The sequence below is a fragment of the Pseudomonas baltica genome (genome assembly GCF_014235765.1).
Taxonomy (GTDB): Bacteria; Pseudomonadota; Gammaproteobacteria; order Pseudomonadales; family Pseudomonadaceae; genus Aquipseudomonas; species Aquipseudomonas baltica.
On sequence record NZ_JACMYH010000012.1, the window covers coordinates 1 to 21,215 of the forward strand.

Below are 21,215 nucleotides of genomic sequence, written 5' to 3' on the forward strand. Positions count from 1 at the left end.
ATGTAAAGGTCGCTAACGGTGGATCAGAGAGCAAAATGGCCCCACGTCCAGAACCGTCGGATGCCGTGATCTGCTTAGCGGCGGTTTTTGAAGTGGCGGGAATCTCATCTATACGCTCGCTTACCCTAGCCAATACTGCTCTTCGATCGTTACGTAAGGGGATGGAGCACGTCGTGCTGCACACGTACGGAACGGAGGCTGACGCATATGAAGAGCATGAGCATTATGATATTTCACTTAAAGCTAGCGTGAGTGAATCACTAAAGCTGCTTTCGGCACTACCCAACTTCATACCAAAAGACCATTGAATCAAGGCGCTCGTTTGCGTTCGGATTGACCTGTCGTTTGCATAGGATTTGATCAGAAAGCCTGATGGCTTTGACAGGCAGGAGTGGATCCAGCTGCAGGTCAGCACCGGCAGAAATCGGCCAGAATTAGCCCTTCGATGATTAAGGAACTCTGGACACCGTAGAGTTATTCAGCTATCTGATGTAAATGTTCTGAGGTGATGACTGGGCGACAAGACTGATGATGGATGACATTGGTACCGTTCGCCAGCCATGCACCAAATTAAGACGGTGCTAACAGTGAAAGAAATCCTTGGCAGGCTATATTTGTGGCAAATAGCTCTCAATAGAATCGTCGATCTTCTGGCACTTAGGCAGCGCGTGGATCGCTTCTGCAACACTGGACGACCGATGCATATAACCGAGTTATATGATGATGAGCGCAGGAGATTGAAAACTGGCCTACGACTTGATGGGGAGGCATTAAATGGTTTTGAAGAGAAACATGGCACCTTATTCCCTGACATTCATGATATACAGCTTATTGACGAGCTAATAACCGAAGAAATAATCATTAAACTATGCACTATTTTCAACGACGGTTACGGGAAAGCAGGAGTTATTGCCGCAAATAAGAGGCTATTTTGGGAGCCGACTCTCGATGAGATAATTTTACAGGCATTTTCCGGTGACGTTAGAGAAAAGTTCAATAAATTTATAGAAGATGCCAAAGCATACCGAAACAAGCAAGGCGCTCACTTTGACCAAGAAAGCTTTGTGATGACGCACGGAAATAAGAAACCCAATGAAGACGGGGTTATTTATAGCGTGGGGTGGACCAACGCCTTGTTGACGTTTGACTGGAGCTTTGTAAGCGACACAATTCCAATTTTTAATAGATCCTTAAATAACCACATTAAAAGCGTTCAAAAGGAAGCTGGCATAATTTAGGGGATGGCTTGGAAACATACAATTAGTTAAAGTCGTTCACTTCGCTCACAGGAAGGAGCTAAGCCCGTCCCTTAAGACTCTTGCCTGTCCTGAGCGGCAGCGCGGCAGAGGGTGAACGGCCGAATTGAGGGAAATGCTCTGTGTATACCAGCGTCAGGATTTGCGCTGATCTCTAAAATATGTCTTTTTTAAAAAACATCTACTAAAGCTCACACCTCGTATGCATAATATTTCTAGAAAACTGAGCTGCTCGAAGAATTGCTCTCTCATTAACCTCAGAGTTCCTCAGCAAGGAAGGTTCATACGAGTAACGTAAGTTTGCGAGATCGTATAGCTCCCTATAGACTTCGGCCCCCATATTATGATTGCAACGCTCACATAGTGTTACCAAATTTCTAAAGCTAGTTTCCCCGCCTTGCGAATATGGTCTTACATGCTGCAAAGTTAGCCCGTCAGATTCGGCGCAATTAACACAGTGATTTCCATCTCTATCTAATATTCTTTGTTTAAACTTTCCTCGAAAACTTCTTTTACGAATAGATGCCGATGCCAGCTCGATATCGGTAAAAGACCCGTAAGGAGAGATAAGGCACTTTCGTTTTTTTATCCAGTGAGCCATGTATTGCCTCACATACTTTTCATCTGCAATTGCCCATCCCTGAATACAAGTCCAGTCGTAATAGCTTTCTTCGCTATTAACGACAATATAACTTACTCCTAACTCCTTGAGGGCGCTAGGAAACACCTCGCTGTTCACCAACGAAGGCTTTCGAGCCTCAAGGCCGTTTGAGTCGGGCGCGCTACCTGATGTTAAAGTTGAAAAATAACCATAGCCGCCACAGACTAATTTAAGATCAAAGGCATAGCCATTCATGTAAACCTTCCATAGGAAACTTGTGGTTTCTCTCGGTCCGTCTTATCAGTTCCGGAAAACGGCGTAAGGTGCCTTTAGCGTAGCGCCATCGCGACGGCATGCAAAGATAATTGTTCCTGATCTGGCAGGCGTATCTGCCTGACTCCTTTTTGCCGATTCTGTTGACAACATCGGCTGCGGTTTTCAGGGCAGATAAGTAAGCGCACGAGCTTGAAATCTTAAATGGCTGCACAGGTGTTCGGACACGGATTTCACGTAGCCGCGCGAATACAGTTTCCTTCACCGCTCGGCTTCCGGGGGATGCAATTGCGCAGCAGACCTCTCTGACTATCGGTACCCATAACGTCTTTCGCTCTTTTACCGGGCCCAAGGTGAGTAACGGGTGGTTCACACATGAGCTAGCCGTAGCTCATAGCTGAGCGATAGCGATCTCGAAATGTTGCTACGAAACATCGGAAGCCATACCTGTTTAAGACAGGCCGCTGTACACACACCCGACGATCAAGGTTGACCTCGCTAGCCTACTGGTGGCGCACATATCCATCAATTCCCATCGCTGGGCATTTGTGCAAGCAGGCTGAATGTGGTTACATCTGTAAATTCGATTATCCACATATGCAGAGCAATTGCTTATGAGCCTTGCACCACACACATTCTTCAAGTGCTTGGGTGATGAAACCCGCGCTCGGATCATGCTCATGCTTTCGGCTGAGGGTGAGCTGTGCGTGTGCGAGTTGATCTGGGCACTGGACGATAACCAGTCGAAGGTTTCGAGGCACCTGGCCCAGCTGCGTGCCTGCGGATTACTAGCGGATCGCAGGCAGGGTCAGTGGGTTTACTACCGCCTGCATCCCGAGCTTGAACAGTGGGCACTTGATGTTCTGAATGTCACTACGCAGGCACACCAGTCATGGGTTACCGACCATCAAGGACGGCTGGCCTCCATGGAAGACAGACCCGTGCGCCAAGCCTCCTGCTGCTGACCTCCGACCTGGAACATACCCATGCTCATCGCAGCATCGATTTTCGTAGTTACGCTCGTCTCTGTTATCTGGCAACCCAAGGGGTTAGGTGTCGGCTGGAGCGCGGCAGCGGGTGCCGTTCTGGCACTACTGACTGGCGTCGTAAGTCTGGGGGATGTGCCGGTTGTGTGGCACATCGTCTGGAACGCTACCGCGACCTTCATTGCTGTGATCATCATCAGTTTGTTGCTCGATGAAGCGGGATTCTTCAAGTGGGCGGCGCTGCATGTAGCTCGCTGGGGTCAGGGCAACGGTGGACGCCTGTTTGCGCTGATGATCCTGCTCGGTGCAGCCGTTTCGGCACTGTTCGCCAATGATGGAGCCGCACTGATTCTGACCCCAATCGTCATCGCGATGCTGACAGCGCTGCGCTTTAGTCCGGCATCGACCCTGGCATTCGTGATGGCCGCAGGTTTCATCGCTGATACCGCCAGTCTGCCGATGGTGGTGTCCAATCTGGTGAACATCGTTTCGGCAGACTTTTTTGGCGTGGGTTTTGGTGAGTACGCCTCAGTGATGTGGCCGGTAAACCTGGTGGCGGTGGCCGCGACGCTGTTCATGCTCTGGATGTTCTATCGCAAGGACATTCCCGCCCAGTACGACGCTAATCAGCTTGAAGCCCCAGATGCAGTGATTCGTGACCGGGCGACATTCATTGCTGGCTGGTGGGTGCTTGGTCTGCTGCTGGTTGGCCTTTTCGCACTGGAACCGTTAGGCATCCCCATCAGCGCCGTCGCTGCTGCGTGTGCGGTGATCCTGCTGGTCATCGCAGGTAAAGGCCACATCATCTCCACGAGAAAGGTCATCAAGCACGCGCCCTGGCAAATTGTCGTGTTTTCGCTGGGCATGTATCTGGTGGTCTATGGCCTGCGTAATGCCGGGCTAACCGACTCGCTCTCGGCGCTGTTGAACATTTTTGCCGAGCATGGCCTATGGGCCGCTACCTTGGGTACCGGTATCACCGCTGCGCTGTTGTCCTCGATCATGAACAACATGCCGAGTGTGCTTATCGGCGCTCTGTCCATTCAGGGCAGCGACGCTACGGGACTGGTACGTGAGGCCATGATCTACGCCAACGTCATCGGTTGCGATCTTGGCCCCAAGATCACGCCCATCGGAAGTCTGGCCACGCTGTTGTGGCTGCATGTGCTGTCGCAGAAAAATATCCGCATCACTTGGGGCTACTACTTCAAAGTCGGCAGCATCCTCACCCTTCCTATCTTGCTGGTAACGCTGGTGGCACTGGCGTTGCGGCTGAGCATCCCTGTCTAGGAGAAACCCATGAAAGTACTATTTATGTGTACGGCAAATAGCTGCCGGAGCGTTCTCTCGGAGGGGTTGTTCAACCACTTGGCCCCGAGCGGTTTTACTGCCGTCAGTTCGGGCAGCTTCCCAAGCGGGCAGCTGAATCCCCGCGCCGTGAGCACGCTGCGAGCGCTAGGCATCGATACCACACATCTCTACAGCAAAGGCTCAGAGGTTTTTTCGGACTCACCACCGGATGTGGTGATCACCGTGTGTGATAAGGCTGGAGGCGAACCCTGCCCGGTCTATTTCGGGCCTGCTGTCAAAAGCCACTGGGGGCTTGCCGATCCTTCCAATGTTGAAGGAACAGATAGCGAAATCCAGGCCGCATTTGACGCAACCGTCGTCCAGATTAAAAAGCGTTTCGACGCATTCTTCAGTCTGGTTCATTCGGCGCTCACACCGCAGGAATTGAAGCGCGAACTAGATCGAATAGGTGAACTGTAATGGACGAATTTTCCTTGGAAAGCAGTCTAGATCTACCTAACCTGGATCAGTCGCTAATCGACGTCGCCACACTGGATCGCCTGCAAGGCAACGAGCAACCGACGCACAAGCCACGCATCTTGTTGCTGTATGGCTCAACCCGTGAGCGCTCTTTCAGCAGGCTACTGGCCCAAGAGGCCGCGCGCATCCTGACTCTAATGGGAGCCGAGGCCTTCATCTTTGATCCCTCGGGTCTGCCTCTCCCTGATGACGCTCCGGAAGACCATCCAAAGGTTAAAGAGCTGCGGGATCTGGTTCTGTGGTCAGAGGGACAGGTGTGGTGTTCGCCAGAGCGTCACGGTGCAATGTCTGCTGTGTTCAAAGCCCAGATCGACTGGATTCCTCTCACGATGGGCGCTGTCCGCCCCAGCCAGGGCAAGACGCTGGCGGTCATGCAGGTCTGCGGTGGATCACAGTCGTTCAACACGGTAAACCAGCTGCGGATCCTCGGGCGCTGGATGCGGATGATCACCATCCCAAACCAGTCGTCAGTACCCAAGGCCTTTCTGGAGTTCGACGACGCAGGGCGTATGAAGCCATCTGCCTACTACGACCGTGTTGTGGACGTGATGGAGGAACTGGTGAAGTTCACGCTGATGGTTCGGGGCCGGGAAACGTATCTGGTAGACCGCTATTCGGAGCGCAAGGAAAGCGCCGAGGCACTCTCGAAACGAGTCAATCAAAGATCGATTTGAGCGACCAAGGGGATAGAGAATGAGCAACACCACAGTAAGGAATGCGCAGATTTCGGACGCTCAAGCCATCCAGGCAATTTACGCACCGATGGTTGAACGCACCGCGATTTCGTTTGAGCTTGAGCCCCCTACCGTCGAAGAGATGGCCAAGCGGATTGGGTCGACTTTGCCGACTTACCCGTATCTGGTAGCGGAGCGAGACGGCCAAATCATCGGCTATGCATATGCCAGTCAGCATCGGGCTCGTGAGGCCTATCGCTGGTCGGTCGACGTCACCGTTTATATATCGCCAGAAGCGCACCGTAGCGGGGTCGGTCGGGCACTGTATGACGTGTTGCTACCGACATTGAAAAGGCAAGGCTTTCACGCAGCCTATGCCGGGATAGCGCTGCCTAACGATGGCAGCGTGGGGTTGCACGAAGCACTTGGCTTCGCTCACATAGGTACGTATCCAGAAGTAGGATTCAAGCAAGGCGCTTGGCATGACGTTGGGTATTGGCGTATTGCGCTTGATGTTTCGAGTCCGCCGAAACCCACTCTGCCGTTTATGGATATCAGTCCGCAGGTTTAGGTTGCGCAGGTCGACTTGATGGGCTGCGAGTGGCAATCAGGGCTAGTTTGACGGTCGAGAAGATATTGGCTTTTTCTCATGTCACTTGGCTCTCGCGAGTTCTGTGAAATCGACCGGCTGCTTATGGCCGAAAGCTGCCCTTCGTATTCGGCCGCTTTGGAACCTCATGCAGCCTTTGGAGGATCAGACGGACTTTGGCACATGGGAGTAGGATGTGCTCCGGATCCTCAGGGCCTCTGAGTTTCGCGAGACAATCGACCCGGCTTGCAGGACCAACAGCCGTGGTAGCCAATCACGAACTCATGAGATAATTACTAAACATCGCAGCGTTAAGCCTGGCTATGCGTTGCGGTTTTCAGAGCGTGGAATCGAAAGTTTTCCGCAGAAACAATTGCCCTGATTCAGGAAGGTAGGCTGCCCTGGGCGCTAGGCTCAGTTTCACTACACGTCGTGGGCTCGCTGGTAATGACGGCTGCCGGGCTTCTGTCCTATCAAATAATCAACACGCGCTGAGGAGAGGAACATGAAAGCTTTTCTGGTGACCTTCTTTACTCAACAGAATCGTCGCTATCAGGGAAAGATGCTCGGCGACTGGGTCGTTGATTTGGCGAAAGAAATGGGACTGCGGGGTGCGACTCTGTCCACAGGTATCGAAGGCTTTGGGCATACCGGCCGGCTGCATTCCTCGCATTTTTTTGAACTAGCGGATCAGCCTACCGAAATTCGTATGGCCATTACCGAGGACGAATCTGAACAGTTATTCAAGCGATTGGAGCTTGAAGATATCTCGTTGTTTTACATAAAAACCCCAGTTGAGCTGGGCTTCGTCGGAACAGAGGTCACCTAGTTTGGCCCTCTTTCGTAAGCGGTGACTCGAAGACGCCTTCGCTTGCCTCGTACTCCGAAACACGATTTTACATTTTGGACAGACCTAGCTAAGATCGGCGCATTGGAGATGGCATTCCTCCATTAACAAACCGCTGCGCCCGTAGCAGCTGATGATGCCTACAGAAACCTGATCAATCAGGTCTGTAGGCGTTCGCGCTCAGATTCCCTTTTTGGTCAGGCCCACCTACTTTTTTGTGGCTGGCCAAATGTCTAAATTTCGACGACCTGAACAACTCGACTTACTGCCCTATATAGCGAAATGGCTTGCGCTTGCAGGTCTTGTAGCTCTTTTGGCAGGCTCTGCTTCTGCGTTATTCCTCCTTTCCTTGGATCATGCCACCCAGTGGCGAGAAACCCATCCTTTGGTGATCTGGCTCCTGCCAGTGGCTGGCTTTGCTGTGGGACTTGCATATCACTTGATAGGCAAACCCGTTGATGCCGGAAACAACCTGATCATCGATGAGATCCATGATCCTAAGAAGATCGTGCCTTTGCGCATGGTGCCGATGGTGCTGATTGGAACCGTGGTTTCCCACCTTTTTGGTGCATCTGTGGGACGTGAGGGGACGGCGGTGCAAATGGGCGGTGCCCTTGCCGATCAACTGACGCATGTCTTCCGTCTGCGCCGCGAAGACCGTCGGGTGATTCTCATGGCCGGTATCAGTGCTGGCTTTGCGTCCGTCTTCGGCACCCCTCTTGCCGGGGCTTTATTCGGACTTGAAGTATTGGCCATTGGACGTATGCGTTACGACGCGCTTTTCCCTTGCGTGGTTGCGGCAATCGTTGCTGACCAGGTGGGGCAAGCCTGGGGCGTGGTTCACACGCATTACGTCATTGGCGAAGTGGTTCCGGTGCAGCTGTGGAGCGTCATGGCTGTGGTGGCAGCTGGGATTGTCTTTGGCCTTACCGGCCTGCTATTCGCGACTGCGACCCACAAGCTCGGAGCCTTCGTTAAGCGGCTTATCACCTATTCACCATTAAGACCCTTCGCCGGCGGCCTGCTGATCGCAGTCGCAGTGTGGGCGCTCGGTAGTAACCATTACATTGACGTTGATAAGTACATCGGGCTAGGCATTCCGAGCATCGTCCAATCCTTTCAAATACCAATGGCCCCTTGGGATTGGCTTGGAAAGATGGTGTTCACCGTTGTCTCCTTGGGCACTGGATTCAAAGGCGGTGAAGTGACACCGCTGTTTTACATCGGTGCCACCTTGGGGAATGCGCTGGCTCCCCTCTTGCACCTTCCCTTCGGCATGCTGGCTGGTATCGGCTTTGTCGCCGTCTTTGCCGGTGCAGCTAATACGCCACTGGCAACCATCGTTATGGCCATGGAGCTCTTCGGGCCCGAAATTGCTCCGCTTGCAGCCATTGCCTGTATCGCAAGTTACCTCGTATCCGGACACACCGGGATCTATCACGCCCAGCGCGTCGGCCACAGCAAGCATCACCGTCCTCTTCCGGAGGAAATCCGGCTCTCTGATATCAAGCAATTTCATGCTCAAAGTGAATCCGCCAGCGAGCGGAAAGTGACTCTTGCGGGGGAAGAGAAATGATTGAACATCACCAAGATCGCCTGACAGCTTTGCAACTCTATTTTCCTGGCGCTAGCCGGGCTCGCGTGACCAGCTTCTGGCACCACCTAAGCGCACCTGCACTAGCCCAGCACCTCCTTAAAGTTGCTCAAAAAGCAAAAATTGAGCAGGTCATGCTCAAGACGATTTCTGCAGGTTATTTGCCAAGCTATCGCATCTCCCATCATCACCCGGAGCTTGGCGATATGCGTCATCCCCAGTGTCTGGAATTGCTAGATACAGAGGACAAGCTGCGCGCATTCCTGCGCGACCACGCTGACGAGTTACGCAAAGTGCGAGCAGTTCTTCTCTTATGTGAGTTACCGCTCACTGACGCGTCGTAATTCAGTTTGAAAACAGCTCGGAAATGAAGAGGTACGGCCGACCGAAGCGTCGGTCACTCGCGACATTAGAGGATGTAGCTATGAACGGCTTTCAACTGACGTTTTTCACCGAACAGAGTACCAACTACCAGCACCTTCCACTGGGAGAGTGGTTGGTCGAGTTCGCCAAGCGAGAGGGCGCGTTGGGTGCGACGTTGGTGAGCGGTACAGAGGGGCTAGATCATTTGGGGCATTTGCATACGGCGCATTTCCTCGGCGGTGCCGACCATCCCGTCACGGTGACTATATCCACTGATGAAATTGGGTGCGACAGGTTGCTGGAGGCATTGGCCAAGGAGTCGTTTTCACTGAGCTATATCAAATTGCCCATCGAATACGGTCGAGTGGGCCAGGCGAAAAACTAAAAAACGCACCTTGTTGGACAACCAATAAAAAGGATAAGCGCCATGTACCGAGTTTATAACCTACGTCCACAGCCAGCCCCTGCTAACTGGGCTCGTGACAACAAGCCGCTTCTCGTAGGACTGGTTTTCTGGTCACTTTTTCTGGCCGGCATCGCAGGCAGTCAAAAGGTCTCGAGCGAGGGGTGGTACATCGTCACCTCGCTCGAAGGCGCATTGGTTACGCTGCGTATGCCCAGTGAGAAGTCCTGCAAGGCCGACGTAGCCCAGACCTGCGTACCGGGCTACGAGCTGAGAGCACAGCAACATTGAGCGCGATGGCGGTTGGCAATCCAAAGATGAGATCGCGAAATGGAGCTCACCGACGTCGGCTCATCAAAATCATTTTAGAGAATTGGGAGACCACATGAGCGCAGTGACGCTGAGCATCGTATTCGGGCTTGTGATGGGCAGGTTTTTCACAGGATCCGTCTATGAGTTCGCCGCGCTTTTCATCGTAAGCGTTGGAGTGTCCTTGCTGACCTTTCATCTGCTAAATCAAAGGCGCGTCAGGCTACAAGCCCAGACGGCGTATTGCTGCTCTGTAATGGTTGCTTCAAACCAAATGATGGAGCTTTTCCAGATGGCAAAAAGAGGGCAGTTCATGCCCTTGGTGGGAGAGATTCCTGAACTAATTATTGGAGGCTTCTTGGTTCCCGCAATCGCGGTGTCGGCAGTGCAGCTGTTCAGGATACTCATGGAGAGCTGACGTCCGACATAGAGGCCTCTCAACGGTTTCACATCGTTAATGACGTTCCCGAATCGTTACTTGGAGAAAATCTATGAAAACGCAAATCCAGGCCATTCATGCACGTGAAATTCTCGATTCACGCGGCAACCCTACCGTTGAAGTCGACGTCACCTTGGAGTGCGGCGCCATGGGCCGGGCTTCAGTACCGTCCGGTGCCTCTACAGGCGCTCACGAAGCAGTTGAGTTGCGTGACCAAGATATACAGCGGTATTCCGGCAAAGGAGTTTTGAAGGCCGTTAGCAATGTAAATACCGAAATATTTGAGTCTTTGAGAGGCCTGGATGCGGCTGACCAGGAACAGATTGATCATCTGATGATTAAGCTGGATGGAACCTCTGATAAATCCAGGCTTGGAGGAAACGCGATCTTAGGCGTGAGCCTCGCCGTTGCCAGAGCGGCGGCTTCTGCGCTGAACTTGCCCTTGTTCCAATATCTGGGCGGCGAGCAAGCAGCAAGAATGCCCGTCCCAATGTTCAATATTCTCAATGGCGGTGTTCACGCCAACTGGCAAGGCCCTGACTTTCAGGAATTCATGATTGCACCTACAGGGGCTGGCAGTTTCAAGGAAGCCTTTCGTTGGGGCGCTGAGGTGTACCACGAGCTGAAAGTAGTGCTTAAGGACGCCGGCTACTCAACTGCGGTCGGAGACGAAGGCGGCTTTGCTCCGACGCTCAAGAAAAACTCAGATGCCATTGAGCTGATCATCAAGGCAATTGAAAGGGCCGGTTACGCCCCTGGATCTCAGATCGAGATCGCTATCGATCCAGCATCCAGCGGTTTCTATGAAAACGGTCTTTACCATCTGCGTTCGGAAGGTCGGAAGGTAGATGCCCAAGAGCTGATTAGCCTCTATTCCTCCTGGGTCGACAAGTACCCGATTGCGGTACTGGAAGATGGCCTCGCGGAAGACGATTGGTCGGGCTGGAAGCTATTGAATACTGCGCTGGGTGACCGGATCGAGTTGGTTGGAGATGACCTATTTGTCACCAATGTCGAACGGATTCAGCGAGGCATCACAGAAAACGTCGCCAATGCCGTATTGATCAAACCTAATCAAATCGGAACGCTGACTGAGACCAAAGCCGCCATCGAAATGGCCTATGGGGCAAATTGGGGGGCGATGGTTTCTCATCGTAGCGGGGAGACGGTGGACAGCTCCATCGCTGATCTGACTGTCGCGATGGGGACTGGCCATCTCAAGACAGGAGCTCCATGCCGGGGGGAGCGGGTCGAGAAATACAATCAGTTTCTGCGAATAGAAGAGCATCTTGGCAGCCGTGCGTTTTATGCAGGACATGATGCATTCGTGCGCTGACGGCCTATCGCCGCTAAACCTGTTGGACTGGTTACCGTAAAAAATGAACCACGTATAGCTGTTGGCAAAAACGTCAGTGGCATTGGCCTTTCCTAGACGCTTGGAGATATGAGCATGAGCTACACGGATATTCCAGCTGGTAACGCGATCCCCGATGACTTCTTCACCGTTATCGAGATTCCTGCAAACCACTCGCCGATCAAGTACGAGGTGGACAAGCCAAGTGGACAGATCTTCGTTGATCGCTTCCTCAGCACGCCGATGTTCTACCCGGCTAACTACGGGTTCATTCCAAATACCTTGAGCGATGACGGCGATCCTTTGGACGTCCTCGTGATTTGCCCTTACCCGGTATCACCTGGCGTTGTCATCCGCAGTCGCCCAGTAGGTGTGATGTACATGACGGACGAAGCTGGTGCGGATGCCAAGGTAATCGCAGTGCCTCATGAAAAACTCAGCTCTATGTACAGCAATGTAAAGGAATGCTCTGACCTCCCTGCGTTACTCCTCGCACAGATTCAGCACTTCTTCGAAAACTACAAAGCGTTAGAGCCGGGTAAGTGGGTGAAAATGGGCCGCTGGGGGAGCGCAGACGAAGCGCGGGAAGATATTCGTAAATCGGTAGCGGCCTATAACCTGAAGAAGGAGGCTTCCAAGTAGTGTTACTCAATCAGAAGAGCGCAGAGCAGGAAATTTCTCTGAAGGTAAGAGAAGACTTTCTGCTGCTGCCGAAAACTGCTGAATTGACGCGCTGGGTAATGGCCCAGTCCACGGGCGAAAGAACATTACCGTATTTCGATCCACTGGATGGCGGCGTCTTCGCAAGGGTATTGATCTTGTTGGAATCGCCCGCTCGAACGGTCAGTCTTCCACGGTATGTCTCAAGAGACAATCCGGGGCCTGCACAACGCAACCTGAAAGGTTTCATTGAGCAGGTTGGACTGGCACGTCACAAAACCGTCCTTTGGAATTTGTACCCTTGGTTACCAGATCTCGATAAGCCCAAGGGTCCGCTCCGCAGAGCGCAAATTGAGGAAGGTATCGAGATGCTGATCACGCTACTGACGCTTTTCCCTGATCTCGTCACTATCGTGTTTGCTGGACGTGTTGCCCAGAAAGCCATACCGCGTGTTCGGCTCGCCTTCCCTAATTTTTCATTGCTGGAAATGCCACACCCAAGTCCCCTTTCTGTTTGCACTCACCCGAATGTTAGGCAGCGCATTTTGTCCACACTGCGTCACGCCAAACAGTCGATCAAGTAGCCAAAGGCTCAGGTTTTGCTCGCCTTGCTCAGCGAGCGGATACACGGCGAGACGAACAAGTTGCCGCGATAGGCACCAGCCAGGGTTTTAGCCGCGACGATCATCCACATGACAGTCAGCATCAACACCAGCACCACGCCAAAGAAGCTAAAGAACGTGAGGTGCAGCATAGAGCCCAATTTGAGGGTTGTTACGGCGTACACTCCCAGCGGAAAGGTGAAGCCCCACCAGCCGAGGTTGAACGGAATGCCCTCCCTGAAGTAGCGCCCGGTAATTAGCAGCGCCAATACCATCCACCACAATCCCAGCCCCCAGAACAGCACACCACCGATCAAGCCAATGCCCTCGGCTACGCCGCCGATGCTTGCCATTCCATGAGCAGCAAAGATTGCTGGAGCATCGTTGCCCAGCAGCAACATCCCCAAAGCCCCGGTACCGATCGGCCCTAAAGACAGCCAGCTCGATGCTGCCATGCTTTCATGAGGTAGTTTGTGCAGCGCCATGCGCAGTAACAGGATCACCAGTATGCTCAAGGCGACGGGCACCGAGTAGGCCCACAGCACGTAGCTGGTGATGAGCATGGTGAACTGTGCGCTCGCATCAGCGAGGTGCGGAGCCAATAGACCGCCACTGGCGGCAGCCACCTCAGCCGCAACTACTGGCAGCAGCCATACCGCTGTCATCTGATCAATGCTGTGCTGCTGGCGAGTAAACATCATATACGGGATCAGCACCCCGCAGGCCAATGCCATGGTGACATCGATCCACCACAACACTTCGGCTAAAGCGACTACCCCACCCCCCCAGCGTGGCAAACCATAAAGGAGAAAACCGTTGATGATGGTCGCCAATCCCATGGGGATAGTTCCAAAAAACATCGATACAGTGGAGTGGCCGAAGATCTGTTTGGCCTCATCGAAGAACAATACCCAACGGCTCGCGTACATCAGCGTAAACAGGCAAAACAGCACGATATTAAAAAACCACAAGGCTTCCCCTAACGCTTTGGGCCACTGCGCAACAAAGGGCAGTTGGCCCAGAGCCAGCGCCAGAATCCCGGTGCCCATCGTGGCGGCGAACCAGTTGGGTGTGAACTGGCGGATCGCTTCTCGTGGATTGGACAAAGCCGCCAGTGGGTGGCTGCCGCCCATTATAGCTGCGAGTCGTGTCTCACTCATTTTCGCGCTCCCGCTTCAGTGTGCCTTCAATATGACATGGTTGAAGTATAGCTTGATGGGCATAGCGGTAAAAACGGATAGTATAGGTTTACATTACCTATTAAGAAGGTAGATTACTTGAAGCTAAGCCTACGCCAGCTACAAATTTTCTGCGCCGTCGCGCAGCACGGTAGCACCACCAGCGCCGCCATTTCGGTGTCACTGTCCCAATCTGCAACCAGCGCCGCACTGAACGAGTTGGAAAGCGCCTTGGATACCAGGCTGTTCGACCGAGTAGGCAAGCGTTTAGTGCTGAACGATAACGGCCATGCCTTACTGCCTCAAGCCAGAAGGATGCTTGAGAATGCACAACAGATAGAGGCCAGTTTCTTACCCGGCCATGCCGGGCTGAAGACACGCTTGCGGGTAGGATGCAGTACCACGATAGGCAATTATGTTCTGCCATTGATTCTCGGTGAGCTACGTCAATCAGCACCACATTTGAGGGTCGATGTCGACATGGCCAACAGCATGGCTATCGCAAGAAGAGTCGCTGATTTCGAGATTGATATGGGCCTGATCGAGGGGCCTTGCCACCTGCCCGAACTCAGTGCCGAGCCTTGGCTAATTGATGAATTGCTTATTGTCGCAGGCCAACGGCACCCCTTGGCACTAAAGCAGCAGGTCACACTTGATGATCTTCGTACGGCTGAATGGCTACTGCGCGAGCCAGGTTCTGGTACCCGTGAAGAAGTCGAACGATTGCTGCTGCTTCATCTGCACGATCTCGCCGAAACGCGCCAGATCGGCAGTTCAGAGGCCATCAAGCATACCCTCGCACAAGGCATCGGCATCAGTTGCCTGTCCCGCTGGGTCGTTCGGGATCTACTGGCCTCTGAAGTTCTGGTTGGACTGCCGCACGCGTTGCCTGCACTGACCCGACGTTTTTTTCTGATCCGCCACCGGGACAAATACATCTCGCCTGGACTTGAGCGATTCTGGGAAAACTGCAGTCAATTCGTGAGCCAGGAATAGCTAGACCTATTTATAAAACAGGTAAGAGCTACCAAAACAATTTGTTTCCGGAATTTATCAACGACGCATAAAGTCAACTCATTGCCCTGCAGCGATGAACGAGTTGTATATGCCAAGGCGCGACTGGATGCCTTGCTTACCCTATGAGGAAACTCTGATGAATGTGATAAAGAAAACCGTCACAGCCCTGACGTTGGGTGTTGCGTTGGCCGCATCAATGAGCGCGTGGGCCGCGCAAGATCGCTGGACGTTTGACGGCGATATTCACAACAACTCGCTGGCCGTCAGCCCTGATGAAACGACGGCGGTGGTCTCTTACAGTCAGCGTCCAGATGTAGTGGTTTATGATTTGAAAACCGGTAAGGTTCGCCAGGTTCTCACCGGCTACGTCACGCCGCGAAATATTGTGTTTTCGCCAACTGGCGATGTGTTCTACCTCTCCGACAGCAGTTTGGGGGTCGTGCGCAAGATTGACACCAAGACTTTAAAAGTGATTGCAGATATTCCGTTGGGCGCAGGTGCTTTTGGTACCACACTCAGCAAGGACGGAAGCCTGCTCTACGTCAACAATGAAGCGGCCAGCACGCTGTCGGTCATTGACCTTGATCACCAGCGGCCAGTAGCTGTGGTACCTGGCTTCTCCCAACCGCGCCAGGGCATCCGAGTAAGCCCTGACGGCAAAACCGTCTATGTCACCAACTTTCTTGGGGACAAAATTACCTTGGTCGACAGCAAAACCAATACGATTGAAGGTGAGATCACTGGCTTCAACAAGTTGCGCGCCATCTCCATATCGGCGGACGGCAATACGCTGTACGCGGCTAACAGCGGCAGTAACAGCATCGCAGTTGTCGACACTCAAAAACGCGCCATCACAACCACCGTCATGGTTGGCAAAGACCCCTACGGCGCAGCCCTCACTCCAGACGGGCTGCACGTCTACTCGGGTAACCTCGGTGACAACAGCCTTTCAGTGATCGACACCAAAACGCTGAAAGTGACCACCACTGTGACCGGTTTGAAGGCACCCCGCCAGGCCATTGTCTTCACCAAAGACAAATCGAAGGCGTATGTCCTTAATGAGGACTTGAGTATCTCCACAGTCGATCTCGCCAGCAACAAGGTGGTGTCGACGCTCAAGGCCGACTGATTGAACAGCGCAGGCCTTCATGGGGGCCTGCTGATACTCCACGACCAAGTGAATAATAATGAGTGAAAATGATGAGTCCTGGATGATGGATCGCCGTCGCTCATTGAGATGAGCCAGTGATGCTTGACCGTGAGCGTCGCTTTGCTCAATTGAGGAAGGCACAGGGTCCGGGGGGGGGGAGCCCAGCATTCCAGCAAAAAATGATATCGGGACGTTTTTTCTACGGAATCGAATTAACCTGTTTGTGGCTCGTCTACTGTCTGATCGCTTGCCGTTTCAAAAGCAGGTGGGTCTTCTAAAAATTAAAAATGACCAAAGGAAATACAGATGTTCAAAAAGATGATTCTCACCGTCGCTATTGCCGCCAGCTGCATGTCGGGTTTGGCGCTCGCCGATGCGCCAGTCAAGCTTGCTGAAACGGACAAGGGAAAAGTACTCGTAGACGCGAAAGGAATGACTCTTTATACCTTCGGGAAGGACACCTCGGGCAAGTCGGTCTGCAATGGGCCATGCGCTTCAAACTGGCCACCTTTACCGGTATCCGCAGACGCGAAAGCGGGTCATGATTACTCTGTCGTCACTCGAGACGATGGCACAAAACAATGGGCATACAAAGGCATGCCACTTTACAGCTGGGTCAAAGATACCAAGCCAGGGGATACAACCGGTGACGGCGTCAACCAAGTCTGGCACGTTGCCAAGCCGTAACGTCAAATAATTAATAGGCTGGCTTACCCCACTGGCTTTGTCAGTGGCGTAAGCCAGAAGAATACACACCTGATAATTTCGCCAACATACAGCCGCCGCGCCTCATAAATCTTTGATGGATCATTTCAACGAAAAATGGGGCCGAGGTACGGTACACCTTGGACGTATTCCCGTAACGCCAGCCTGGGGTATGAAGCCTCCAGAAACTAAGCCGCATCTACACAACCCACCTGGATCACCTCTGGACTGTTGAACTCCAATAGGGGCTAGCAGCGGGACTGGGATTTATTACGGTTTCAACCCACAGATCTGATTAGGTAGGATGATCCAAGGAGCATAGCAAAAAACTTAATTCCGTTAAGGAAAAATTACTTAAAAAATCTGATTTAGTTGTATTTGACCACCTGCTTGCATTCAACTTGACCAATTGCATTCGTATTCCCCACCTGGATAAGCGTCAGATGCTCTTACGACCGTTTGCGAATTTTGATTCTTCGCATTGATTCGCCTTTCAGTTCGATGATGTGGGACTTGTGAACGATACGGTGTATGCGTCCGGCCAAGTCATCTACCCAGCTCCGAAAAGCCAAGACATGGTGTTCACTTAAATTAAGTGGACACCAGTTATAGCCTTTTAAGCGGGTATTTCGTGCAACCAACACGCCGTTCCTACTCCAATTCCTTCAGAGCCCAAGTCATTCAAGAGTGTGCCCAGCCTGGTGCTTCGATTGCCAGCATCGCACTCAGCCATAACCTCGTCCACAAATGGATTCGGCTGCAATCGCAGAAAAGCACAGCGCTGCGACCTGCATTTATTCCATTACCCGTGTGGCTGGCTGGGGCAAAATCTCACCCGTCCTCATCGAACAGTTGCGTTGAAATACAGCACCCGCGAGGCACCGTCAAAGTGAACTGGCCCGCTGAAAATGCTGCTGCCTGCGCGACCTTTCTTCGAGACCTTTTGCGATGATTCGCATCGACGCCATCTGGCTTGCCATCGAGCCGATGGACATGCGCGCCGGCACCTAGACGGCATTGGTCAGCGTGATAGCGGTGTTCGGTGCGGCGCAGCCGCACTGTGCTTATCTGTTCGCCAATTGCCGCGCCAATCGCATGAAAGTGCTGGTGCATGACGGCTTTAGAATATGGCTGGCGGCGCGCCGGTTGAACCAAGGCAAGTTCCATCGGCCTGGCATTCGCCATGGTTCTGAGATGGAACTGGATACCGAGCAACTTCAGGCATTGGTGCCGGGTCTGCCATGGCTACGCGCGGGTTCTGGAGGCTCGATCACACTGCTTTAACGGCTGCCATTAGTCTATCGGTCTATCGCCGCGAAGCGCCTGCTCTGGCAAAATCCGGCGCATGACTTCTTCTCCCAATCTCGACCAAATTTCCCCCGAGCAACTGCGTGCTTTGGCAGCGCAGTTGCTGTCGCGGGTCGACACGATGGGCAGCGCCTTGAAGACCGCAACATCGACGTCGCGTTGTTGGAGTCGCGGCGAGTGCAATCGAGTTGGGACTCAGTAGTACTGGGAACAGACGAGATGGTGCTATGCATGAACGAACACAACCCGTTAGCCCAGAAACCCTTTCTGGAAGCCCGGCACTTGCAGGATGAGCCCATGGTGGTGTTTGACCAAACATTCCTGCAACGCCATTACTCGACGCTTTCTGCGATGCGGGGAGCGCAAATTACCGGATTGCACTGCAAAGCAACTTCGTGTCACTCGTCATTAAGGCCGCTGCCGATGGTATGGGGATTTCCACCTTATTGCGCTCTGCTCAGAAGCGCGAGCCGGGCATTCTGGGCGTGCCTTTCACCCCCCCACAAACCATGAGTTTCAGTTTGCGCTGGCGCGCGGGCGAATACCTTTCCTTCGCTAACAAGCGTTTCGTCGATTTTGTCCAGACGACGGACATTTTTAAGAAGGAGTCGGCCAGGGGCCAGCGGGCGGAGTGACCGCTTCGGGTCGAAAGCCATCAGCCACGACCGGCTGCTTTCGACCCAAAGCGGCCGTTCGCACTGCGTGCGATCTGTGGGTAGAATCCCTTTTTCCAAACCAGTACGAATTGATGCCAATGGTCCAACCGACGACAGTAGCCAACATCATTGGCCCTTGGAAAGGAGAGGCTCCGACAACGTTACTACAGCATTGTCGAGATGCCTGGGACACTCCTTTTAAAGAACTGTCAGATATCATGGTCGCTACTTTTCTGAACCAGCGAATCGCACTTCCTCAAATGTTGGCCGAGGCCAAGCGGCGATTGGATTCAGAGCCCCGCGAAGACACGGAATACTTCGATGACCAGTTAGCTGAGGCAGTTCTAGGTGCTGACAAGTGACCGCTTCTGGCCGAAAGCGGTCCTTCGCAACAGGCAGAAATCGCCTCAACAAAGCTGCCCCATCAGTACCACCCAGAACCTGATCGATTACGGCGCTTTTCAGCGCTCGCAGGATCAGTCTGAAATCCACATTGTTGAATGCCGCCTCCGCCTCATTGTGAACTGCATAGCCCACATGGACGGCAACACGTACGCTCATTGGCGCATGCACATCGCTGCCCAGATAATCAGCAAGCAGCCCCCTGATCTCATAGAGTGCGAGCTCGAGTAGCCGGGTCCGATCTGACTGCATAAGGATTCCGCTTACCAAAGGGAAGTGTGAGCGAGCTTAGCGAGGCCAGCTTAGTTCTCGGACTGGCAAAGGCGAAACACCGATTTTCCAATACAAACGCCCGCCAAAGCGGGGCTCTCTCTATCAACGCAGTGGCCATCGCGCCAGCCCTGAGATAGCGAACCGTAGGCATGCCATAGATCAGGTGAGGGTTCGCCAAATTCTCAGTGCACGGACAAAAAGTCATCGGAAAAGGAACAATTGATGTCCGTGCTCCACGCGGCAGATAAAATGAACATGCCCTCGATTCCATAACGTTTCGAGGCGTGCCATGAGAGTTCTTCGTATCCAAGATACCTGCTCAAAAATTGCTATCAGCCGAACGTCTTTGTGGAGACTGTGCAAACAAGATGACTTTCCGCAACCCATCAGCATCGGAGGCGGACGTGTAATCGGTTTTCTCGAGCACGAAATTGATCATTGGCTGGAGGCCCGTGCAGCAGCCCGCAAAACCACACAAGGGAGAAGCTGAGATGGGCCGACGGACAAGGCAGGAAATCTTCAAGCCATCAAAAGTGAAGTCTTCAGTTCACCGCTGAACGGTGGACTTATGGAAAAGATTCTTCAGCGGCTGTGCGTCCTCTATGACAGCACCGTGCCCCCCCAGTTGCCCCCTTGTGTCATACCCTTTCACGCCGTTGGCCAACCTGCTGGCCAAGGCGGTGAGGCATGAGCCACGACAACGCGATCAGTCTTGCCCACGCGACCTCACCCTCGGCCAAGGTCGATCCGCTGGCCACCAGCACCCACATGCCTCCGGCGCGTTTTTTCGAAGACGGCACTGCGCTCAACCGATTATTGCTGGAAGCGCCGTACATGGCGCGGTGCAGTGACGACAAAACCGCGACCCGCGTCCGTCCCCGTGAATACGCGCTGCGTTATCCCTATATGCAGGTCAATCGCCTCGGCATGGTGTCCTGGCTGGTGTTCGACCTGGACCATGCCAACGCCTTGGCCTGGGACGATGCCGGGTTGCCCGCGCCGAACCTGATGGTGCGTAACCGCAAAAGCGGCCATTCCCAGTTGTTCTATGCCGTGCCGTCCGTGTGCACCACAGAGAACGCACGGGTCAAGCCGATTCAGTACATGAAAGCGATCTATACCGCGTTTGCCGCTCGCCTCGACGCGGACATGGACTACCACGGTGGCCCGGTGGCCAAAACACCCGGTCACCCCTGGTGGGAGACGACCGAATTTCACACCCACGTGTATGAACTGGGCGAACTGGCGAACGCGGTGGAGCTGACAGTCAAACCCTGGGCCACAGGTCCGAAGCTTGATCAGGTCAGCCATTCGCGGCACTGCATCCTGTTCGAGCAACTGCGCTATTTTGCGTACAGCATCGTCAATCGCGAGCGTGAGCTGGGGTCGTTCGAGTCGTTCATGCGCTCGCTCGATGCGTATGCGTACAACCACAACAGCTTTCTCAAACAGGGTTTTTCGGAAAACCTGCCGCTGTCGTCGATACGCTCCACGGTCAAATCCGTAGGTCGCTGGACGTGGGATCGGTACACCGGCGATCGTCGTTGCCATCGAGGCGCAATGCAGCTCGATGGCAGCTTGTCGCTTACAGAACGGCAGAGCCTGGCTGCGCAGCGCACTAATGAGCTGCGGCACAAAGCCACAGAATCCAAAATACGCGCTGCTTGCAGGCAGCTTCAAGACCAGGGCAAGGCACTGGTCCGTTCTGCGATAGCGACTCTCGCCGGCGTTTCGGTGAGAACGGTG

Annotated in this window: 25 protein-coding genes, 4 pseudogenes and 1 riboswitch; of the genes and pseudogenes, 26 read left to right on the forward strand and 3 right to left on the reverse strand. The window is 53.3% G+C overall.

All coding sequences use genetic code 11. From position 1 onward, the window contains the following. Together H7993_RS20730 and H7993_RS20430 are read left to right on the forward strand one after the other, a co-directional pair. A pseudogene (locus H7993_RS20730) lies at positions 1 to 308 on the forward strand (hypothetical protein); the annotation flags it as partial. A 279-nt stretch (positions 309 to 587) separates the two neighbouring features. Then, positions 588 to 1,238 carry a hypothetical protein gene (locus H7993_RS20430; protein ID WP_206683087.1) on the forward strand — a complete coding sequence of 217 codons (651 nt, stop codon included), beginning with the start codon at positions 588 to 590 and terminating at the stop codon, positions 1,236 to 1,238. Between the two features lie 202 nt (positions 1,239 to 1,440). Here the strand turns inward: H7993_RS20430 and H7993_RS20435 are convergent, their stop codons facing one another. Further along, positions 1,441 to 2,112, reverse strand: a complete 672-nt coding sequence (locus tag H7993_RS20435; RefSeq protein WP_185795479.1) for an HNH endonuclease — start codon at positions 2,110 to 2,112, stop codon at positions 1,441 to 1,443. Positions 2,113 to 2,744: 632 nt separating this feature from the next. Here H7993_RS20435 and H7993_RS20440 point away from each other — a divergent pair. The 15 genes and pseudogenes from H7993_RS20440 to H7993_RS20500 all read left to right on the forward strand — a co-directional run bounded on the left by H7993_RS20440 (position 2,745) and on the right by H7993_RS20500 (position 12,762). After that, positions 2,745 to 3,095 (forward strand): metalloregulator ArsR/SmtB family transcription factor, encoded by a 351-nt coding sequence (locus tag H7993_RS20440; RefSeq protein ID WP_057409485.1) that lies wholly within the window; start codon positions 2,745 to 2,747, stop codon positions 3,093 to 3,095. 21 nt (positions 3,096 to 3,116) lie between these two features. Continuing rightward, positions 3,117 to 4,406, forward strand: a complete 1,290-nt coding sequence (locus H7993_RS20445) for an arsenic transporter (protein WP_057409484.1) — start codon at positions 3,117 to 3,119, stop codon at positions 4,404 to 4,406. A 9-nt stretch (positions 4,407 to 4,415) separates the two neighbouring features. Then, complete coding sequence (locus tag H7993_RS20450) at positions 4,416 to 4,886, forward strand: arsenate reductase ArsC (RefSeq protein WP_057409483.1); 471 nt, start codon at positions 4,416 to 4,418, stop codon at positions 4,884 to 4,886. Continuing rightward, the gene (arsH, locus tag H7993_RS20455; protein ID WP_057409482.1) at positions 4,886 to 5,620 is read left to right on the forward strand and encodes an arsenical resistance protein ArsH; all 735 of its coding nucleotides are present in this window, start codon (positions 4,886 to 4,888) and stop codon (positions 5,618 to 5,620) included. Before H7993_RS20450 ends, arsH begins: the two co-directional genes overlap by 1 nt. 19 nt (positions 5,621 to 5,639) lie before the next feature. After that, positions 5,640 to 6,191 carry an arsinothricin resistance N-acetyltransferase ArsN1 family B gene (locus H7993_RS20460; protein WP_057409481.1) on the forward strand — a complete coding sequence of 184 codons (552 nt, stop codon included), beginning with the start codon at positions 5,640 to 5,642 and terminating at the stop codon, positions 6,189 to 6,191. Between the two features lie 375 nt (positions 6,192 to 6,566). Then, a pseudogene (locus tag H7993_RS20790) lies at positions 6,567 to 6,704 on the forward strand (fluoride efflux transporter CrcB); the annotation flags it as partial. A gap of 10 nt (positions 6,705 to 6,714) precedes the next feature. Then, entirely contained in the window at positions 6,715 to 7,038 is a 324-nt protein-coding gene (locus tag H7993_RS20465; RefSeq protein ID WP_003425054.1) for a DUF190 domain-containing protein, read from the forward strand. Positions 7,039 to 7,133: 95 nt separating this feature from the next. Further along, a riboswitch (Fluoride riboswitch) is annotated at positions 7,134 to 7,206 on the forward strand. A 79-nt stretch (positions 7,207 to 7,285) separates the two neighbouring features. Next, entirely contained in the window at positions 7,286 to 8,632 is a 1,347-nt protein-coding gene (locus H7993_RS20470) for a voltage-gated chloride channel family protein (RefSeq protein WP_185795480.1), read from the forward strand. Then, entirely contained in the window at positions 8,629 to 8,994 is a 366-nt protein-coding gene (locus H7993_RS20475; protein WP_057409480.1) for a hypothetical protein, read from the forward strand. Before H7993_RS20470 ends, H7993_RS20475 begins: the two co-directional genes overlap by 4 nt. A gap of 80 nt (positions 8,995 to 9,074) precedes the next feature. Then, a complete protein-coding gene (locus H7993_RS20480; RefSeq protein WP_003425060.1) occupies positions 9,075 to 9,398 on the forward strand; it encodes a DUF190 domain-containing protein in 324 nt (107 codons plus the stop codon). Between the two features lie 42 nt (positions 9,399 to 9,440). Then, positions 9,441 to 9,707: a hypothetical protein gene (locus H7993_RS20795; protein WP_057409479.1), complete on the forward strand. Its 267-nt coding sequence runs from the start codon at positions 9,441 to 9,443 to the stop codon at positions 9,705 to 9,707. A 94-nt stretch (positions 9,708 to 9,801) separates the two neighbouring features. Next, a complete protein-coding gene (locus H7993_RS20485; protein ID WP_003317535.1) occupies positions 9,802 to 10,143 on the forward strand; it encodes a hypothetical protein in 342 nt (113 codons plus the stop codon). Positions 10,144 to 10,216: 73 nt separating this feature from the next. Next, positions 10,217 to 11,500 carry a phosphopyruvate hydratase gene (gene eno, locus H7993_RS20490; RefSeq protein ID WP_057409478.1) on the forward strand — a complete coding sequence of 428 codons (1,284 nt, stop codon included), beginning with the start codon at positions 10,217 to 10,219 and terminating at the stop codon, positions 11,498 to 11,500. Positions 11,501 to 11,614: 114 nt separating this feature from the next. Further along, positions 11,615 to 12,160 carry an inorganic diphosphatase gene (gene ppa, locus H7993_RS20495; RefSeq protein WP_003317533.1) on the forward strand — a complete coding sequence of 182 codons (546 nt, stop codon included), beginning with the start codon at positions 11,615 to 11,617 and terminating at the stop codon, positions 12,158 to 12,160. Beyond that, positions 12,160 to 12,762 (forward strand): uracil-DNA glycosylase, encoded by a 603-nt coding sequence (locus H7993_RS20500; RefSeq protein WP_003317532.1) that lies wholly within the window; start codon positions 12,160 to 12,162, stop codon positions 12,760 to 12,762. Before ppa ends, H7993_RS20500 begins: the two co-directional genes overlap by 1 nt. Before the next feature lie 8 nt (positions 12,763 to 12,770). On the opposite strand, the gene H7993_RS20505 is transcribed toward H7993_RS20500, so the two are convergent. Then, entirely contained in the window at positions 12,771 to 13,940 is a 1,170-nt protein-coding gene (locus H7993_RS20505) for a TDT family transporter (protein ID WP_029571626.1), read from the reverse strand. Positions 13,941 to 14,057: 117 nt separating this feature from the next. Between H7993_RS20505 and H7993_RS20510 the strand changes: the two genes are divergently transcribed. The 5 genes and pseudogenes from H7993_RS20510 to H7993_RS21055 all read left to right on the forward strand — a co-directional run. Next, entirely contained in the window at positions 14,058 to 14,954 is an 897-nt protein-coding gene (locus H7993_RS20510; RefSeq protein ID WP_185795481.1) for a LysR family transcriptional regulator, read from the forward strand. Between the two features lie 157 nt (positions 14,955 to 15,111). Beyond that, positions 15,112 to 16,104, forward strand: a complete 993-nt coding sequence (locus H7993_RS20515; RefSeq protein WP_042928567.1) for a beta-propeller fold lactonase family protein — start codon at positions 15,112 to 15,114, stop codon at positions 16,102 to 16,104. A gap of 327 nt (positions 16,105 to 16,431) precedes the next feature. Continuing rightward, positions 16,432 to 16,812, forward strand: a complete 381-nt coding sequence (locus tag H7993_RS20520) for a COG4315 family predicted lipoprotein (RefSeq protein ID WP_185795482.1) — start codon at positions 16,432 to 16,434, stop codon at positions 16,810 to 16,812. Positions 16,813 to 16,927: 115 nt separating this feature from the next. Beyond that, positions 16,928 to 17,065 carry a DUF4113 domain-containing protein gene (locus tag H7993_RS21035; RefSeq protein ID WP_406644087.1) on the forward strand — a complete coding sequence of 46 codons (138 nt, stop codon included), beginning with the start codon at positions 16,928 to 16,930 and terminating at the stop codon, positions 17,063 to 17,065. A gap of 396 nt (positions 17,066 to 17,461) precedes the next feature. After that, positions 17,462 to 17,566: pseudogene (locus tag H7993_RS21055) on the forward strand (transposase); the annotation flags it as partial. A gap of 95 nt (positions 17,567 to 17,661) precedes the next feature. Here H7993_RS21055 and H7993_RS20800 read toward each other — a convergent pair. Continuing rightward, positions 17,662 to 17,997 (reverse strand): hypothetical protein, encoded by a 336-nt coding sequence (locus H7993_RS20800; RefSeq protein ID WP_244647105.1) that lies wholly within the window; start codon positions 17,995 to 17,997, stop codon positions 17,662 to 17,664. On the opposite strand from H7993_RS20800, the gene tnpB reads away from it, so the two are divergent. The 4 genes and pseudogenes from tnpB to H7993_RS20545 form a co-directional block, all read left to right on the forward strand. Then, a complete protein-coding gene (tnpB, locus tag H7993_RS21040) occupies positions 17,926 to 18,114 on the forward strand; it encodes an IS66 family insertion sequence element accessory protein TnpB (protein WP_416221022.1) in 189 nt (62 codons plus the stop codon). The two genes, H7993_RS20800 and tnpB, sit on opposite strands and share 72 nt — an antisense overlap. A 201-nt stretch (positions 18,115 to 18,315) precedes the next feature. Then, positions 18,316 to 18,773, forward strand: a pseudogene (locus tag H7993_RS20805) (LysR family transcriptional regulator substrate-binding protein). A 985-nt stretch (positions 18,774 to 19,758) separates the two neighbouring features. Beyond that, positions 19,759 to 19,959: a helix-turn-helix transcriptional regulator gene (locus H7993_RS20540; protein ID WP_080544384.1), complete on the forward strand. Its 201-nt coding sequence runs from the start codon at positions 19,759 to 19,761 to the stop codon at positions 19,957 to 19,959. Positions 19,960 to 20,156: 197 nt separating this feature from the next. Continuing rightward, positions 20,157 to 21,215, forward strand: a 1,059-nt coding sequence (locus H7993_RS20545; RefSeq protein ID WP_185795483.1) for a replication initiation protein, incomplete at its 3' end; no start/stop codon positions are given.

Excerpts from the sequence above, each read along its gene's own strand:
- H7993_RS20445 (WP_057409484.1), top strand. The coding sequence starts at position 3,117 with ATGCTCATCGCAGCATCGATTTTCGTAGTTACGCTCGTCTCTGTTATC.
- H7993_RS20460 (WP_057409481.1), top strand. The coding sequence starts at position 5,640 with ATGAGCAACACCACAGTAAGGAATGCGCAGATTTCGGACGCTCAAGCC.
- H7993_RS20485 (WP_003317535.1), top strand. The coding sequence starts at position 9,802 with ATGAGCGCAGTGACGCTGAGCATCGTATTCGGGCTTGTGATGGGCAGG.
- H7993_RS20440 (WP_057409485.1), top strand. The coding sequence starts at position 2,745 with ATGAGCCTTGCACCACACACATTCTTCAAGTGCTTGGGTGATGAAACC.
- H7993_RS20800 (WP_244647105.1), bottom strand. The coding sequence starts at position 17,997 with ATGGAACTTGCCTTGGTTCAACCGGCGCGCCGCCAGCCATATTCTAAA.
- ppa (WP_003317533.1), top strand. The coding sequence starts at position 11,615 with ATGAGCTACACGGATATTCCAGCTGGTAACGCGATCCCCGATGACTTC.
- H7993_RS20520 (WP_185795482.1), top strand. The coding sequence starts at position 16,432 with ATGTTCAAAAAGATGATTCTCACCGTCGCTATTGCCGCCAGCTGCATG.
- H7993_RS20465 (WP_003425054.1), top strand. The coding sequence starts at position 6,715 with ATGAAAGCTTTTCTGGTGACCTTCTTTACTCAACAGAATCGTCGCTAT.
- H7993_RS20480 (WP_003425060.1), top strand. The coding sequence starts at position 9,075 with ATGAACGGCTTTCAACTGACGTTTTTCACCGAACAGAGTACCAACTAC.
- H7993_RS20475 (WP_057409480.1), top strand. The coding sequence starts at position 8,629 with ATGATTGAACATCACCAAGATCGCCTGACAGCTTTGCAACTCTATTTT.
- H7993_RS20450 (WP_057409483.1), top strand. The coding sequence starts at position 4,416 with ATGAAAGTACTATTTATGTGTACGGCAAATAGCTGCCGGAGCGTTCTC.
- H7993_RS20505 (WP_029571626.1), bottom strand. The coding sequence starts at position 13,940 with ATGAGTGAGACACGACTCGCAGCTATAATGGGCGGCAGCCACCCACTG.
- tnpB (WP_416221022.1), top strand. The coding sequence starts at position 17,926 with ATGAAAGTGCTGGTGCATGACGGCTTTAGAATATGGCTGGCGGCGCGC.
- H7993_RS20540 (WP_080544384.1), top strand. The coding sequence starts at position 19,759 with ATGAGAGTTCTTCGTATCCAAGATACCTGCTCAAAAATTGCTATCAGC.
- H7993_RS20795 (WP_057409479.1), top strand. The coding sequence starts at position 9,441 with ATGTACCGAGTTTATAACCTACGTCCACAGCCAGCCCCTGCTAACTGG.
- H7993_RS20470 (WP_185795480.1), top strand. The coding sequence starts at position 7,286 with ATGTCTAAATTTCGACGACCTGAACAACTCGACTTACTGCCCTATATA.
- eno (WP_057409478.1), top strand. The coding sequence starts at position 10,217 with ATGAAAACGCAAATCCAGGCCATTCATGCACGTGAAATTCTCGATTCA.
- H7993_RS20515 (WP_042928567.1), top strand. The coding sequence starts at position 15,112 with ATGAATGTGATAAAGAAAACCGTCACAGCCCTGACGTTGGGTGTTGCG.
- H7993_RS21035 (WP_406644087.1), top strand. The coding sequence starts at position 16,928 with ATGGATCATTTCAACGAAAAATGGGGCCGAGGTACGGTACACCTTGGA.
- H7993_RS20435 (WP_185795479.1), bottom strand. The coding sequence starts at position 2,112 with ATGAATGGCTATGCCTTTGATCTTAAATTAGTCTGTGGCGGCTATGGT.
- arsH (WP_057409482.1), top strand. The coding sequence starts at position 4,886 with ATGGACGAATTTTCCTTGGAAAGCAGTCTAGATCTACCTAACCTGGAT.